The organism is Mycobacterium sp. SMC-8 (genome assembly GCF_025263565.1).
Classification (GTDB): Bacteria; Actinomycetota; Actinomycetes; order Mycobacteriales; family Mycobacteriaceae; genus Mycobacterium.
This window is the reverse complement of the sequence record NZ_CP079865.1, coordinates 3756826-3772163: the sequence shown is the minus strand read 5'-3', so window position 1 is coordinate 3772163 and position 15338 is coordinate 3756826. Positions and strand designations below refer to the sequence as shown.

Here is a 15338-nt window from a genome sequence, read left to right as displayed (position 1 = left end):
TCGTCAGGACGGGCTGGTGACGAGCTCCTGGCCGCGCATCCGCTGCGAGATCACCGTCGTGATGCCGTCGCCGCGCATCGTGACACCGTAAAGCGCGTCGGCGACCTCCATCGTCGGCTTCTGGTGGGTGATGACGATGAGCTGCGAGCGCTCCCGCAGCTGCTCGAACAGACTGATCAGGCGCCGCAGATTGACGTCGTCGAGCGCGGCCTCCACCTCGTCCATCACATAGAACGGCGAGGGCCGGGCCCGGAAGATGGCCACCAGCATCGCGACCGCGGTCAGGGACTTCTCACCACCGGAGAGCAGCGACAGCCGTTTGATCTTCTTACCCGGAGGCCTGGCCTCGACCTCGATGCCGGTGGTGAGCATGTCGGACGGGTCGGTCAGCAGCAGCCGACCCTCACCGCCGGGAAACAGCGTGGAGAACACCTGCGTGAACTCGCGCTCGACATCCATGTATGCCTCGGTGAAAACCTGAAGGATCCGCGAGTCCACGTCGGCGATGACGTCGAGGAGGTCCTTACGGGCGGCCTTGACGTCCTCGAGCTGGGTGGACAGGAAGTTGTAGCGCTCCTCCAGGGCCGCGAACTCTTCCAGTGCAAGGGGATTGACCCGCCCCAGCTCGCGCAGCTCTTTCTCGGCGCGCTTGGCCCGCCGCTCCTGGGTGGCGCGGTCGTACGGCATCGGCGCCGGCGCCACCACCTGCTCACCGCGCTCACGGGCCTGCTCGTACTCGACCATCTCCAGTTCGGTCGGTGGCAGCGCAACATCGGGCCCGTACTCGCCGATCAGGTCGGCGACGGCCATGCCGAACTGTTCGAGCACCTGCTGCTCCAGCTGTTCGATCCGCAGCGCCGCCTGGGCCTTGGCGACCTCGTCGCGGTGCAGCGCGTCGGTGAGCGCCGCGATCCGGGTGCTCAGTTCGTTGACCTCTTCGCGGGCCTTCGTCAGCGCGCCCGCCCTGACCTGGCGTTCGGCGGCGACTTCGTCGCGCACACGCGACGCCACCGCCACCGCCTCGCTCAACCGCCGGGCGACGAGCCGTCCGGACTCCGCGACGGCTGAGGCGACTGCGGCCGCATGCACGCGCGCCTCCCGCGCCCGCGCCGCCCGCGCCCTGGCCTCACGCTCGGCGACCGCTGCGCGCCGCAGCGAATCAGCACGTCCTCGAACGGCGTTCGCCCGTTCCTCGGCGGTACGCACGGCAAGCCGGGCCTCGACCTCTGCCGAACGGGCGGCCTCGGCCGCGGCCGTCGACTCCGAGCGGTCGACGACCTCGACGTCGAACATCGGCTCCTGCTGGGCCTGGTGCAGACGCTGTTCCAGTTCGGTCAGTTCCTCGACGGTGCGGTTGCGGCCTGCCTCCAGTTCGTCGCGCTGCTTGATCAGCCGCTGCCACTCGTCGTCAGCCGCCCGGGCGTCCTGCCCGAGGCGACCGAGCTGCTCGTAGATCGCCGAGATCGCGGCGTCGGACTCGTTCAGCGCGGCCAGGGCCTGTTCGGCGGCGTCTTGGCGCGCCGACTGCTCGGCCAGTGCACCGGACAATGCCGCCGAGAGTTCTCTGGTCTGCCGCTCGGCGGCGGCCAGTTCGGTGCGGGCCTTGTCCACCTCGGAGGTGATCTCCAGCGTGCTGGGTTTGCGATCCGAGCCGCCGCTGACCCACCCCGCCCCGACCAGATCGCCGTCGGCGGTCACGGCGCGCAAGTGAGGTTGGGCGGCAACCAATTCCAGCGCCGAGGCGAGGTCGTCGACGACCGCCACACCGGCGAGCATCGCGGTGACCGCGCCCCGGATCCGCGGCGCCGGGTCGACCAGGTCGCCGGCCCACGCGGCGCCCGCCGGCAACGGCCCCGTCACCGGTGCCTGAGCCGCCCAGTCCCCCAGCACGATGGCCGCCCGCCCGCCGTCGGCCTCCTTCAGCGCGACCAGAGCCTGCCTGGCGGCCCCGGAGTCCTCGGCGGCGAGCGCGTCGGCCGCCGCACCCAGGACAGCCGCCACCGCGGCCTCGTGCCCGGGACGCACCTTGACGAGATTGGCGAGGGAATCGAAAAGCCCTCCGCCGCCGTGGTTCTCTTTGAGCCAGGCAGCTCCGTCGCGGCGCTCCAGGCCCACCGACAGCGCGTCGATACGGGCCTGCAACGACGCCACCTGGCGCTCGGCGGCACGCTCGGCGGCCTGCAGTTCGGCAACACGTTCGTCGGCCAGACGCAGTGCCGCCACGGTGCGGTCGTGGTGGTCGTCCAGACCGACCTCGCCGGCGTCGAGTTCGGCGACCCGGCCCTGGACGGTCTCGAACTCGGCCTGCGCCTGCTGGGCGCGGGCGGCGGCCTCGTCGATGCCGGCGGTCAGCCGCGCCACCGTCTCGTCGACGGAGTCCACCCGGGTGCGCATGGTGTCGACCTGGCCGGACAGCCGGGCCAGACCCTCGCGGCGGTCGGCCTCGGCGCGGGCGGCCGCCATATGGGCGCGCTCTGCCTCGGCGGCCGCCCGTTCGCGCTCGCTGAGTTCCTCTCGGGCGGCCTCCAGTCGGGCCTGGGACTCGGCGAGCTCGTCGAGCAGCTGCCGTTCCTGCTCGGCGACGGCGTCGGCCTGGGCTTCGAGCTCGTCGGGGTCGGGACCGGCGGAGAAGTCGGGCTCGGCGTCGAGGTGCTGGGCCCGTTCGGTGGCGATGCGCACCGTCGCGCCGACCCGTTCGGCCAGCGCGGAGAGTCGGAACCATCGCTGTTGAGCGGCATCGGCCCGCTCACTGAGGTCCCCGACGGCGCTCTCGTGGGCGTCCAGTTCGCCGGTCCTGGCCTCCAGCCGCTCGCTGAGTTCGTCGTGCTCCCGGCGCAGCGCCGTCTCGGCCTGGTTGGTGTCGTCGAATTCGGCCTTGCGGGTGACCAGGTCGTCGGCGGCCAGCCGCAGACGAGCGTCCCGCAGGTCGGCCTGGATGGTCTGCGCCCGGCGCGCCATCTCGGCCTGCCGGCCCAGCGGTTTGAGCTGACGGCGCAGCTCGGTGGTCAGATCGGTCAGGCGCGCCAGGTTCGCCGACATCGAGTCGAGCTTGCGGACCGCCTTTTCCTTGCGTTTGCGGTGCTTGAGGACCCCGGCCGCCTCCTCGATGAACGCGCGCCGGTCCTCCGGGCGGGATTCCAGGATCTCGGAGAGCTTGCCCTGACCCACGATGACGTGCATCTCGCGGCCGATGCCGGAGTCGGACAGGAGCTCCTGCACGTCCATCAAACGGCAACTGCTGCCGTTGATTTCGTACTCACCCGCGCCGTCGCGGAACATCCTGCGGGTGATCGACACCTCGGAGTACTCGATGGGCAGCGCGTTGTCGGAGTTGTCGATGGTCAGGGTCACCTCGGCGCGGCCCAGCGGTGCCCGCGACGAGGTGCCGGCGAAGATGACGTCTTCCATCTTGCCGCCGCGCAGCGTCTTGGCGCCCTGCTCCCCCATCACCCAGGTCAGCGCGTCGACGACATTGGATTTGCCCGAGCCGTTGGGACCGACGACGCAGGTGATGCCCGGTTCGAAACGCAGAGTCGTCGGCGAGGCGAAGGACTTGAAGCCCTTCAGCGTCAGACTCTTCAGATGCATGACGCGTTACCCTACCGCCGGAAACCTCACCGCTCGGTGAAGCCCGCGATCGCGTCGGCCGGCTCGCTCCAGTCGGCGATGACCTTGTCCACCTGGCCGGGGGTCTTACCCCCTTTGAGCAGGTCAAGCAGCTGTTCGCAGGCCTGCCGCGGTCCCTGGGCCACCACCTGCACACGGCCGTCGGGTTTGTTGGCCGCGTAGCCGGTCAGGCCCAGTTCAAGCGCCCGGGAACGCGTCCACCAGCGGAAACCCACCCCTTGAACATGCCCGTGCACCCAGGCGGTGAGCCGAACATCACTTTCCGCCAACATCTTTCACCTCAGTCACCCCAAACGTCACTTCCGTCCCGCTCTTCAACGTCCGCCCCACTGTGCACACCTGATCGACGGCCCGCTCGACCACCGTGAGCAGGCGGGCCTTGTCCTGCTCGCCAAGCCCGGACAGGTCGATCTCGAGTACCTCACTGAGCAGTGGATAGCGCTCCTGCTCGCGGTCCGCGGCTCCGGACACGCTGATCGTGGCCTGATAGTCGTCGCCCAGACGGCGGCGCAGCGGTTGGTCGCTGGACATCCCGCTGCAGGCGGCCAGCGCGATCTTCATCAGCTCACCCGGCGTGAACACGCCCTCGACGTCCTCGGAGCCGATCAGCACCTCGGCGCCCCGCGTGCTGCGCCCCGTATAACGACGCACGCCCGTGCGCTCCACCCACAGTTCGGTCACGCACTATTTGTACTACCTGCGCCGAAATCGCATTCCACGCGCGTCAAGTCGCCGGTCGAGCGCGTGGAATGCGATTTCGGCGGTTCAGGTTCGGGGACGGGGTTGGCAGCGGGGGCAGTAGAACGACGAACGGTTCATGAATTTGTCGCGCCGCATGATCGCCCCGCACCGGCGGCACGGCTCGCCTTCGCGGCCGTAGGCGTCCAGCGAGCGGTCGAAGTAGCCGGATTCCCCGTTGACGTTGACGTAGAGCGAGTCGAACGACGTGCCGCCCTGGGCCAGCGCATCGGTCATCACGGCCGCGGCGGCGTCGAGCAACTCGGCGAGCTTGGCCCGCGACACCCCCGAGGCGAGCCGGGCGCCGTTGATCTTCGCCCGCCACAGCGCCTCGTCGGCGTAGATGTTGCCGATCCCCGAGACCACGGTCTGGTCGAGGAGCTGACGCTTGATCTCGGAGTGCTTGCGCCGCAACACCTTCACCACCGCGTCGCGGTCGAAGAGCGGATCGAGCGGGTCACGCGCGATGTGCGCGACCGGGGCGGGCACCTCGGTGCCGTCGACGGTGACCAGATCGGCGATCATCCAGCCGCCGAAGGTGCGTTGGTCGACGAAACTCAGCGTGGTGCCGTCGTCGAGCAGTGCCGCGATGCGCAGATGATTCTCGTTCTCTATGGGTCCCAGCAGCATCTGCCCACTCATGCCCAGATGCACCACCAGCGCTGCGTCAGATTCTCTTCGCGCCAGCGGCTCATCGGTCCCGTCGCCCAGCGTCAGCCACAGGTACTTGCCCCGCCGGCCGGTTCCGGTGATCGTCGTGTCGAGCAATCGGGCGGTCAGGTCGGCGGGTCCGGCTTCGTGGCGGCGCACCGCACGGGGGTGGTGCACCCGGACCGCTGTGATCATCTTCCCGGTGACGTGTTCGCCGAGCCCGCGCCGGACCACCTCCACCTCGGGGAGTTCAGGCATGCCGGTCAGTCACCGTTGAGGGCGTGCCACGCCGCCGCGGCCGCCTTGAGTTCGGCTTCCTTCTTCGTTCGGCCGACGCCCCTGCCGTGCTCACTCTCCCCGACCACCACCAGCGCGGTGAACTCCTTGTCGTGGTCGGGCCCGGTGGAGGTGACGACGTACGCCGGCGCGCCCAGGCCTCGCGAGGCGGTCAGCTCCTGCAGGCTGCTCTTCCAGTCCAGACCCGCCCCGAGGGTCGGCGCCGTGTCCAGCAGCGTGCCGAACAACCGCAGGATGACCTGGCGGGCGACCTCCACACCGTGTTCGAGATAAATTGCGCCCAAAAGAGATTCGACGCCGTCGGCGAGAATGCTGGACTTGTCGGCGCCGCCGGAGTTCTCCTCGCCCTTGCCCAGCAACAGGTAGGCGCCCAGACCGTGCTCGGTCAGCCGGCGGCCGACGTCGGCGAGGGCCTGGGTGTTGACGATGCTGGCCCGCAACTTGGCCAGATCGCCCTCGGAGCGGTCCGGATGCCGGTGGTACAGCTCCTCGGTGATGGTGAGGCCCAGCACCGAATCGCCCAGGAATTCCAGACGTTCGTTGGTCGGAACGCCACCGTTCTCGTAGGAGTAGCTGCGATGCGTCAGCGCGATGGTGAGCAGCTCACCCGGCAGTTCGACACCGAGCGCGTCGAGCAGGAGCGCACGGTCCACCGTCACGAGTCATCTCCAGGGCTCTGCTCGCGAAGCTCGGTCAGCTTCGCCCACCGCGGATCGATCTGCTCGTGGTGATGCCCCGGTTCGGCCTCGGCCAACCGGACCCCGCACTCGGGGCACAGACCCGCGCAATCGGGCGTGCACACGGGCGAGAACGGCAGGGCCAACCCCACCGCGTCGGTGATCGACTGTTCCAGGTCGACGGTCTCGACGCCCCTGTTGTGGCCTACCCGCGGGACCTCGTCGGCCTCGGTGGTCTCCTCGGTCTTGCTGTCGGGATAGGCGAACAGCTCGGTGAGATCGATGACCACCTCCCCGGTGATCGGCGTCAGGCACCGCGCGCATTCACCGGTGGTCGGGGCCGACATGGTCCCGGTGACCAGCACACCTTCGGACACCGACTGCAAGCGCAGATCCAGGTCCAGCGGCGCGCCTTCGGCCACCGCCACCAGCTCCACGCCCATCCGGGCCGGGCTCGGCACTGTCTCGTCGACCGTAATCATCGAACCCGGTCGCCGGCCGAGCCGGGAAATGTCGATCACCAACGGCGACCGTGATCCTCGGTGCGCTGCGTTGACGTCCGTCGCCATGCCCGTATCGTACGGTGGCCCTTCGGCGAGCTACCGGGCCGCGTAGTCGTGCGTGCCGGCGGCGGTGCGCAGCTGGTGACGTCCACGACCGACCGACCGCAGCGTGCCGTTGAGGAAATCCTCGAACTCGGCCAGCTTGCTGTCGACGTAGATGTCGCACTCGCCGCGCAGCCGGTCGGCCTCGGCGTGCGCGGAGTCGATCATCCTGGTGGCCTCGGCGGTGGCGGTGGCCACCACCTCAGTCTGGGACACCAGACGCTGCTGCTCTTTGATGCCCTCCTGCACGGCCTTCTCGTAGGCGAGGTTGCCGCTCTCGATCAGCCGGTCCGCCTCGGACTTGGCGCGTCCGGTGCTGGCCTCGTACTCGCGCTTGGCAGTCGCCGCGATGCGGGCGGCCTCTTCCCTCACCTCGGTCACCATGCGCTCGCTGTGCGCACGCGCCTCGGCGACCATGCGGTCGGCCTGGGATTTGGCATCGGCGAGTAGCCGGTCCGCCTCGGCCCGGGCGTGGTTGACCATCGAATCCGCCTCGGCATTGGCCGTCGACACGGTGGACTCGGCGTGCTCCTTCGCCTCACGCAGCAGGGAGTCCCTCGCGTCCAGGACGTCCTGCGCGTCGTCGAGCTCACCGGGGATCGCGTCCTTGATGTCGTCGATCAACTCCAGGACGTCCCCGCGCGGCACCACACAGCCCGCCGTCATCGGCACACCGCGGGCTTCTTCGACGATCGCACCCAACTCATCGAGAGCTTCGAACACTCGGTACACGGCGACACCCTCCAGGCGTAGTTGTTAGTTACCAGTGTGCCTGGTGTTATGCCTGTGACTGGGCTTCCGTTGCCGGTGTGTCGCAGACGAGGCTCGACTGGCATCCGTCCGCGTGGATTATGTCAACCAGCCGGACACGGGCCAATGTCAGCGCAAGGCCGACCCGATCGCGTCGCGGGCCCGGTCCAGCATCGACGCGAACGGTCCGACCGCGAAGTTGAGCTTGGCCGATTCCACCCCGGGGTGCGGTCGGGTCGGCGCGATCGCCTCGGCGGCACGCACCGCCCCTGCCAGGCTCTTGAGCTCGTCGGCGTCGAGTTCACGCTTGAGCTTGGTGAACTCCTCGCTCTCCTCACGCTCGGCATGCTCGAGCACGGCGTCGCGGAACTTCGTCAGCTCGGTGAGAAACTCCTCGGACGCGATGTCGAGCTTCTCCAGTGCGACCAGCTGCTCCTTGGCCTCATGTTCCTCGCGCAGGCGGGCATCGACGATCTCGTCACCGGAATCCACCTCCCGCCGGGCTCGTGGATGAATCACCATCTCCTCGGCGGTCTCGTGTACGGCGAGCAGCTGACGCAGATCGGTGAACGCCTTCTCGCGCGCCTTGTCTTCAGACGCGTGGAGCACGTCGTCGAACATGTCCTTGATCAGGTTGTGCTGATCCCTCAGGAACGCGACGACGTCGTCGGCGGATTGAACGAATGTCTCAGGCACGGTCGGCACCTCCGTGTGACGGGCTGAATGGCCGGTGCTCAAGGGCTGCACACCGGTTCCCTGTGCGTACCCGCGCGCGGGTGACTCAACCCCGCTCGGCGAGCCTGGCCTTCAGCCGTGCGTTCACCGGCTCCGGCAGCAGTTCCGAGACGTCACCGCCGAGCATCGCCACCTCCTTGGCCAGCGACGACGACACGAACGAGTAGCGCGGTGTGGTAGCGACGAAGAACGTGTCGACTCCGGCGACGTGCCGGTTCATCTGCGCCATCTGCAGCTCGTACTCGAAGTCGGTGCCGGTGCGCAGGCCCTTCACGATGGCGGTCAGCCCGCGCTCCTTGACGAAGTCGACGATCAGCCCCTGCCCCGACTCGACGCGCAGGTTGGGCAGGTGGGTGGTCGACGCCTCGATCAGCGCGATGCGCTCGTCGTGGGTGAACAGCCCGGACTTGTTCGGGTTCACCATCACCGCGACCACGACCTCGTCGAACTGCGCCGCGGCACGCTCGAAGACGTCGATGTGACCGAGGGTCACCGGATCGAAGGATCCCGGGCACACCGCTCCACTCATGTCGGTCGACGCTAGCAGCGTTGCGCGGCCTCGACGCGGGTGTCCCCGTAGCGGCGGGGCTTCCATACCGACCACCCATCCGGCCAGGCGATGTCGCGGCCCGATGCGGGACGTTCCACCACGACTACCGTGCCTGGCGCGGTCCACCCGGCCGCGACCAGCGACCGCAGGACGTCGTCGACTTGTGCGGCGTCGATCTCGTAGGGCGGGTCGGCCAGCACCAGATCCACCGGCCGGGGTGCGCCCGCGGACAGGACCGACGACACCGAGCCGCGCCGCACGTCCGCGTGGCGAACCCCCAGCCCGGCGATGTTCTGCTCGATCACCGCCGCGGCCCTGGCGTCGGACTCGACGAACAGCGCCGACGCCGCTCCGCGCGACAACGCCTCAAGGCCCAGCGCACCCGAACCGGCGTACAGGTCGAGCACGCGCAGGCCGGCGAAGTCGATCCTCGCCGACAGGACGTTGAACAACGACTCGCGCACCCGGTCGGTCGTCGGCCGCGTGCCCCGGCCCGACCGTTGCTGCGGCACCGCGATGCGCCGACCGCCGAACTTCCCGGCGACGATCCGGCTCAGGATGCGTCCCCGGTCGCTTCACTCTTCCCCGTCGAACCGATCACCACCAGCAGATCTCCGCCCTCGACCTGAGCGGTGGCCGACACCGCGATCCGGGCGACCGTGCCCGCCTTCGGCGCGGTGATCGCGGCCTCCATCTTCATCGCCTCGATGGTCGCGATGGTCTGGCCCGCCTCGACCGTGTCCCCCTCCCCGACGCTGACGGTGACCACGCCGGCAAAGGGTGCGGCCACATGGTCGGAATTGGTGCGGTCGGCTTTCTCGGCGGTGGGCACGTCGCTGGCGACACTGCGGTCGCGGACCACCACCGGCCGCAGCTGCCCGTTGATGATGCACATCACGGTGCGCATGCCCCGCTCGTCGGCATCGGAGATCGCCTCGAGGCCGATCAGCAGTTCCACGCCCCGTTCCAGGGTGACGCGGTGCTCGTCCCCGTGGCGCAACCCGTAGAAGAACTGGTTGGCCGACAGGCTCGACGTGTCGCCGTAAAGCTCGCGGTGCGCCTCGAATTCCTTTGTGGGACCGGGGAACAGCAGCCTGTTCAGCGTTGCCTGCCTGGTCGGGCCCGCGTCGGCCAGCGCCGCGGTGTCCTCGTCACTGAGTTCGGCAGGCGGCTTGGCCGGCGCCCGACCGGCCAGCGCCTTGGACCGCAACGGTTCCGGCCACCCGCCGGGAGGATCTCCCAGCTCGCCGCGCAGGAAGCCGATCACCGAGTCCGGAATGTCGAAACGAGCCGGGTCCTCGGCGAATTCGTCGGCCGACACGCCGGCGCCGACGAGCGCCAGGGCCAGATCGCCGACCACCTTCGACGACGGTGTCACCTTGACCAGCCTGCCCAGGATCCGGTCGGCCGCCGCGTAACTCGCCTCGATCTCCTCGAAGCGGTCCCCCAGCCCCAGCGCGATCGCCTGCTGACGCAAATTCGACAACTGACCGCCCGGGATCTCGTGGCGGTAGACCCGGCCGGTGGGAGTCGGCGGACCGGCCGCGGCGACATCGAAGGGCGCGTACACCTTTCGCAGCGCCTCCCAGTACGGCTCCAGATCGCACACCGCCGACAACGACAGCCCGGTGTCGAACTCGGTGTGCGCGGTGGCCGCCACGATCGAACTCAGCGCAGGCTGGCTGGTCGTGCCCGCCAGCGGCGCCGACGCGCCGTCGACCGCACTGGCGCCGGCCTGCCACGCCGCCAGGTACGTGGCGAGCTGACCGCCCGGGGTGTCATGGGTGTGGACGTGCACAGGCAGGTCGAAGCGACTACGCAGCGCGCTGACCAACTGCGCCGCCGCCTGCGGGCGTAGCAGTCCGGCCATGTCCTTGATCCCGAGCACATGCGCGCCCGCGTCGACGATCTGCTCGGCGAGCTTGAGGTAGTAGTCCAGCGTGTAGAGGTTCTCGCCCGGATCGGACAGGTCCCCGGTGTAGGACATCGCGACCTCGGCGACCGCCGTGCCCGTCTCGCGGACCGCATCGATCGCCGGCCGCATCGAGTCGACATTGTTGAGCGCGTCGAAGATCCGGTAGATGTCGATGCCCGTCGCGGTTGCCTCCTGCACGAACGCATGGGTCACCGACTCCGGGTACGGGGTGTAACCGACGGTGTTGCGGCCCCGCAGCAGCATCTGCAGACAGATGTTGGGTACCGCCTCACGCAGAGCGGCCAGCCGCTCCCACGGATCCTCCTTGAGGAACCGCAGCGCCACGTCATACGTGGCGCCGCCCCAGCACTCGATGGAGAGCAGCTGCGGAGTCATCCGCGCGATGTAGGGCGCCACCATCAGCAGACCGGACGTGCGAATCCTGGTGGCCAGCAACGATTGATGTGCGTCGCGGAAGGTCGTGTCGGTGACGCCGACCGCCTTGGACTCACGCATCCACCGCGCGAACGCCTCCGGTCCGACCTCGGAGAGCAGATGCTTGCTGCCCCGCGGCGGCATCGAGTCCAGGTCGATCGGCGGCAGCTTGTCGTGCGGATACACCGTCGACGGCCGCGGCCCGTGCGGCTGATTGACCGTGACGTCGGCCAGATAGTTCAGGATCTTGGTGCCGCGGTCGGCGGGTGAGCGTGCGGTGAGCAGATACGGGCGGTCGTCGATGAAGGAGGTGTTGACGCGTCCGGCGCGGAAGTCCGGGTCGTCGATCACCGCCTGCAGGAACGGGATGTTCGTCGACACCCCGCGCACCCTGAACTCGGCGAGCGCGCGGTGGGCCCGGGCCACTGCGGTGTCGAAATCCCTTCCGCGACATGTCAGTTTGACCAGCATCGAGTCGAAATGCGCACCGATCTCTGCGCCCAGGTGCGCACCACCGTCGAGGCGGATGCCGGCGCCGCCCGGTGACCGGTAGGCGGTGATCCGCCCGGTGTCGGGCCGGAAGCCGTTGGCGGGGTCCTCGGTGGTGATCCGGCACTGCATCGCGAATCCCCGTGGCGCCGTCAACATCTCCTGGCTCAGCCCGAGATCGCCGAGCGTCTCCCCCGAGGCGATCCGCAACTGGCTGGAGACCAGGTCGACGTCGGTGATCTCCTCGGTGACGGTGTGTTCGACCTGGATGCGTGGATTGCATTCGATGAACACGTGGTGGCCGCGTTCGTCGAGCAGAAACTCCACGGTGCCCGCGCAGGAGTAGTCGATCTCCCGCGCGAACGCGACCGCATCGTCGCAGATCTTCTGCCGCAGCTCCGGGGACAGGTTCGGCGCCGGCGCCAGCTCGATGACCTTCTGGTGACGGCGCTGCACGCTGCAGTCCCGTTCGAACAGATGCATCACGTTGCCGTCGTTGTCGGCGAGAATCTGCACCTCGATGTGACGCGGGTTGAGTACCGCCTGCTCGAGGTAGACATTCGGGTCGCCGAACGCGGACTCGGCTTCCCGGCTGGCGGCTTCCACCGCCTCGGCCAGCGCGTCCCGGTCGGCGACGCGGCGCATGCCCCGGCCGCCGCCGCCGGACACGGCCTTGACGAACAGCGGGAACTCCATCCCCTGGGCCGCCTCGACGAGTTGCTCGACCGACGACGAGGGTGCCGACGACGTCAGGACCGGCAGGCCGGCCGCGCGCGCCGCCTCGATGGCACGCGTCTTGTTCCCGGTCAGCTCCAGCACACCGGCGCTGGGGCCGACGAACGTGATGCCCGCCGCGGCGCACGACGCGGCCAGTTCCGGGTTCTCCGACAGGAAACCGTAGCCGGGGTACACCGCGTCACACCCGGCCTGCACGGCCACCCGCATGATCTCGTCGACAGACAGGTAGGCCCGGACAGGATGCCCGACCTCGCCGATCTGATAGGACTCGTCGGCCTTCAACCGGTGCAGCGAATTGCGATCTTCGTATGGATACACCGCGACGGTCGCGATGCCCATCTCATAGGCCGCGCGGAACGCGCGGATCGCGATCTCACCACGGTTGGCGACGAGGACTTTGGAGATCTGACCGGCCACGGTTCACCTTAACCTCGCAGGTCAATCTCACAGGAACCGCATGCGGGATGTGATCGGATCACGACGGCGGCGCCGTGGGTCAGATGAGGGTGGACCAGTAGTTCCAGAAGCGCTCGAGGATCAGCAGCAGCACCGCGGTGAACCACAGCGTCACCAGTGACCAGCGCCAGGTGTGCAGTGCACGGATCACGCCGCTGTTGCTGCGCTGCGGCTGGACCGCGATCGAGGCGGCCACCACCAGCAGCGGGATCGTGACCGCCCACACCACCATGCAGTACGGGCACAGTGCACCGATGCGGTACAGGCTCTGAAAGATCAGCCAGTGCACGAAGACCGTGCCGGCCAGGGTGCCCACGGCCAGGCCTGCCCAATACCATCGGCCAAGCCCGACCTTCGCCAGCGCGAGGACACCGGTGACGACGACGACGGAGAACGCCACGATGCCGATCAGCGGGTTCGGGAAACCGAACAGTGACGCCTGCGGGGTGACCATCACCGACCCGCACGACAGCACCGGGTTGATGCTGCAGGAGGGCACGTAGCTCGGGTCGATCAGCAGTTCGATCTTTTCGACCGTCAGGGTCAGCGCGGCGGCGAGCCCGACCACTCCGGCGATGAGCACCCACAGCGCGGATGCCCGCGGAACCTCGACCGCGGCCGGCCGGTCGACCGACGGATCGGGGTGGTCGACGGACCCGGCCATGGTCGCGGTCATGAGGCCGGGACGGGTTGCGGGGCGGGCGCCGGCGGTGCGGCTTCCAGCCCGGGCACGTCGCCGACGATCTCCTTGACCTTGGCGACCAGCGCGTCGGGGGTGCTGTACTGGTAGTCCTCGCCGTTGATGCGGACCGACGGAGTGGACTTGATGCCCGTCGCCGCAGCCAGGCCGGCCACCATGTCGACGTAGGTCCCCTTGTTGATGCAGTCCGCCACCCCGCCAGAGGCACCGGACTGACGCGCGATCTCGATGAGGCGGGCGTTGTCCGGGTAGACCGCGCCGGTCTCACCGGGTTGCTGGGCGTAGAGCGCGGCATGGAAGCGGCGGAACGCGTCGATCGACTCATCGGCGACGCAGTACGCGGCGCCACCGGCGCGCGACGGGTAGTTGTTGTTCTGCGGCCGGTCGAGGATGGCGACCATGTAGTAGTCGGCCGCGATCGCGCCGGAGTCGATGAGCTTGTCGATCGTAGGACCGAACTGCTGCTCGAAGGCGCCGCAGTGCGGGCAGAGGAAGTCCTCGTAGAGGCTCAGGACGGCCTTGGGCTCGTCGGTGCCTTCCTTTTTGATCAGGCTGCTCGATTCGACCCGGATGGCCCGGGACTCACCGGCGGTGGGCTTGTCGTCGGCGGAGAGCACGATGTACAGCACCAAAGTGACCGCGAAGATCACCACGACGGCGGTCAGACCGATCTGGACGAGCAGGTTGCGCTTACGGTCGGCTGCCTTCAGGTCGTAACGCGCGTTCTTCTTGGGTTTGGTGGCCACGGGTCTCAGAGTACCGGCGTCGCCGGCCCCCCTTCAGTGGGCGCGGGTCAGATGCGCACGCATCGCCGAGATGAGGTCGCCGGTGGCGGCCGCGCTGGCACCGCCGAGCGGGAAGAAGTTCGCGAAGCCGTGGATCAGCGAACCGTATTCCCGGTAGTCCACGGGCGTGCCGGCGGTGCGCAGCGCGTCGGCGTAATGGCGGCCCTCGTCGCGCAGCGGGTCGAAGCCGGCGGTCGCGACCAGTGCCGGCGACAACCCGGACAGGTCGCCGGCCCGCAGCGGTGACACCCGGGCGTCGGTGCCTTCGAGCTGCGCCTCCCCGAGGAATCGCTCGCTGAACCAGTCCATGTCCCGCTTGGTCAGGAAGAAGCCGCGGGCGAACAGCGTCTTGGACCTGGTCTCGCTCTGGTAGTCGGTCACCGGGTACAGCAGCAGCTGCAGGGCGGGCCGCGGCGCGCCCTCGTCCCGGGCCCGGATCGCGACCAGCGCGGACAGATTCGCGCCCGCACTGTCACCGCCGACGGCCACCCGGCCCGGGTCGGCGCCGAAGTCGGCGGCGTGCTCGCGTGCCCACAGGTAGGAGGCGTAGGCATCCTCGGCTCCGGCGGGTGCCGGATGCTCCGGCGCCAGGCGGTAGTCCACGGACAGCACGTGTACGCCGCCGGTGCGGCAGATCTCCCGGCACAGGTCGTCGTGGCTGTCGATGCTGCCGATCACGTGGCCGCCGCCGTGGAAGAACACCAGCAGCGGCGCCTCGGGCAGATCGGTGCGGTAATGCCGCGCCTTGCGGGGGCCGTCGGCCCCGTCGACCGTGAGGTCTGTCACGGCCGCGACCGGGATCCGCTTTGCGAAGCTGCTCGCGAGCTGTTCCAGTTGCCGCCGGGCGGCCACGTGGTCGTCGTCGGCCACCAACCCGTCGAGCCCGAGCAGATGCTGGCCGGCGAGCATCAGCTGCATCGTGGTGTCGAGGGTGTTCCCGTCGAGCGTGATCGAGCGTCCACCCAGCAGAACCCGCTTGACGGAGTCGGGGATCCGCGGCATCCCGCGCAGCGTGACACCGGCGATCCTGTTCGCCAGCACGTCACTGCTCGGCCCCGCGACGCCGAGTTTGCGACGCACCTGCGGCTGTGCTGGTCGGTCGGCGACGGGGTCCGTCACGGTTTCGGTCACGGTTGCTCCTCGTGGTGTGGCGCTGATTAGGCCGGTACAGATGGCGGCAATATAGTCTT

Annotated in this window: 14 protein-coding genes; all 14 read right to left on the bottom strand. The window is 68.9% G+C overall.

Translation table 11 applies throughout. The features are described from left to right. Positions 1 to 3: 3 nt before the first annotated feature. The gene (gene smc, locus KXD97_RS18210; protein WP_260751440.1) at positions 4 to 3588 is read right to left on the bottom strand and encodes a chromosome segregation protein SMC; all 3585 of its coding nucleotides are present in this window, start codon (positions 3586 to 3588) and stop codon (positions 4 to 6) included. 26 nt (positions 3589 to 3614) lie between these two features. Further along, positions 3615 to 3899, bottom strand: coding sequence for an acylphosphatase (locus KXD97_RS18205; RefSeq protein ID WP_260751438.1), 285 nt, complete (start codon positions 3897 to 3899; stop codon positions 3615 to 3617). After that, positions 3883 to 4308, bottom strand: coding sequence for an OsmC family protein (locus KXD97_RS18200; RefSeq protein ID WP_260751437.1), 426 nt, complete (start codon positions 4306 to 4308; stop codon positions 3883 to 3885). Before KXD97_RS18200 ends, KXD97_RS18205 begins: the two co-directional genes overlap by 17 nt. Before the next feature lie 84 nt (positions 4309 to 4392). Next, a complete protein-coding gene (mutM, locus tag KXD97_RS18195) occupies positions 4393 to 5274 on the bottom strand; it encodes a bifunctional DNA-formamidopyrimidine glycosylase/DNA-(apurinic or apyrimidinic site) lyase (protein WP_260751436.1) in 882 nt (293 codons plus the stop codon). 5 nt (positions 5275 to 5279) lie between these two features. Further along, positions 5280 to 5972 carry a ribonuclease III gene (rnc, locus tag KXD97_RS18190; protein ID WP_260751435.1) on the bottom strand — a complete coding sequence of 231 codons (693 nt, stop codon included), beginning with the start codon at positions 5970 to 5972 and terminating at the stop codon, positions 5280 to 5282. Further along, on the bottom strand, positions 5969 to 6559 hold the full coding sequence (locus KXD97_RS18185) for a DUF177 domain-containing protein (protein ID WP_260751432.1): 591 nt from the start codon (positions 6557 to 6559) through the stop codon (positions 5969 to 5971). The genes rnc and KXD97_RS18185 overlap by 4 nt, the downstream gene beginning before the upstream one ends. A 30-nt stretch (positions 6560 to 6589) precedes the next feature. Next, positions 6590 to 7327 carry a cell division protein SepIVA gene (sepIVA, locus tag KXD97_RS18180; protein ID WP_260751430.1) on the bottom strand — a complete coding sequence of 246 codons (738 nt, stop codon included), beginning with the start codon at positions 7325 to 7327 and terminating at the stop codon, positions 6590 to 6592. A 147-nt stretch (positions 7328 to 7474) separates the two neighbouring features. After that, positions 7475 to 8041: a hemerythrin domain-containing protein gene (locus KXD97_RS18175; protein WP_260751429.1), complete on the bottom strand. Its 567-nt coding sequence runs from the start codon at positions 8039 to 8041 to the stop codon at positions 7475 to 7477. A gap of 85 nt (positions 8042 to 8126) precedes the next feature. After that, positions 8127 to 8609 (bottom strand): pantetheine-phosphate adenylyltransferase, encoded by a 483-nt coding sequence (gene coaD, locus KXD97_RS18170; protein ID WP_260751428.1) that lies wholly within the window; start codon positions 8607 to 8609, stop codon positions 8127 to 8129. Positions 8610 to 8620: 11 nt separating this feature from the next. Next, complete coding sequence (gene rsmD / locus KXD97_RS18165) at positions 8621 to 9187, bottom strand: 16S rRNA (guanine(966)-N(2))-methyltransferase RsmD (protein ID WP_260758036.1); 567 nt, start codon at positions 9185 to 9187, stop codon at positions 8621 to 8623. Then, positions 9184 to 12612: a pyruvate carboxylase gene (locus KXD97_RS18160; protein WP_260758035.1), complete on the bottom strand. Its 3429-nt coding sequence runs from the start codon at positions 12610 to 12612 to the stop codon at positions 9184 to 9186. The genes rsmD and KXD97_RS18160 overlap by 4 nt, the downstream gene beginning before the upstream one ends. Before the next feature lie 91 nt (positions 12613 to 12703). Beyond that, on the bottom strand, positions 12704 to 13339 hold the full coding sequence (locus tag KXD97_RS18155) for a vitamin K epoxide reductase family protein (protein WP_396884324.1): 636 nt from the start codon (positions 13337 to 13339) through the stop codon (positions 12704 to 12706). Continuing rightward, entirely contained in the window at positions 13336 to 14109 is a 774-nt protein-coding gene (locus KXD97_RS18150; protein WP_260751426.1) for a DsbA family protein, read from the bottom strand. The genes KXD97_RS18155 and KXD97_RS18150 overlap by 4 nt, the downstream gene beginning before the upstream one ends. A gap of 33 nt (positions 14110 to 14142) precedes the next feature. Then, on the bottom strand, positions 14143 to 15267 hold the full coding sequence (locus tag KXD97_RS18145) for an alpha/beta hydrolase (protein WP_396885461.1): 1125 nt from the start codon (positions 15265 to 15267) through the stop codon (positions 14143 to 14145). Positions 15268 to 15338: the final 71 nt, after the last annotated feature.

Bases quoted from the DNA above. Each gene is read 5' to 3' on its own strand.
- mutM (WP_260751436.1), bottom strand. From the start codon at position 5,274: ATGCCTGAACTCCCCGAGGTGGAGGTGGTCCGGCGCGGGCTCGGCGAA.
- coaD (WP_260751428.1), bottom strand. From the start codon at position 8,609: ATGAGTGGAGCGGTGTGCCCGGGATCCTTCGATCCGGTGACCCTCGGT.
- smc (WP_260751440.1), bottom strand. From the start codon at position 3,588: ATGCATCTGAAGAGTCTGACGCTGAAGGGCTTCAAGTCCTTCGCCTCG.
- KXD97_RS18155 (WP_396884324.1), bottom strand. From the start codon at position 13,339: ATGACCGCGACCATGGCCGGGTCCGTCGACCACCCCGATCCGTCGGTC.
- KXD97_RS18185 (WP_260751432.1), bottom strand. From the start codon at position 6,559: ATGGCGACGGACGTCAACGCAGCGCACCGAGGATCACGGTCGCCGTTG.
- KXD97_RS18205 (WP_260751438.1), bottom strand. From the start codon at position 3,899: ATGTTGGCGGAAAGTGATGTTCGGCTCACCGCCTGGGTGCACGGGCAT.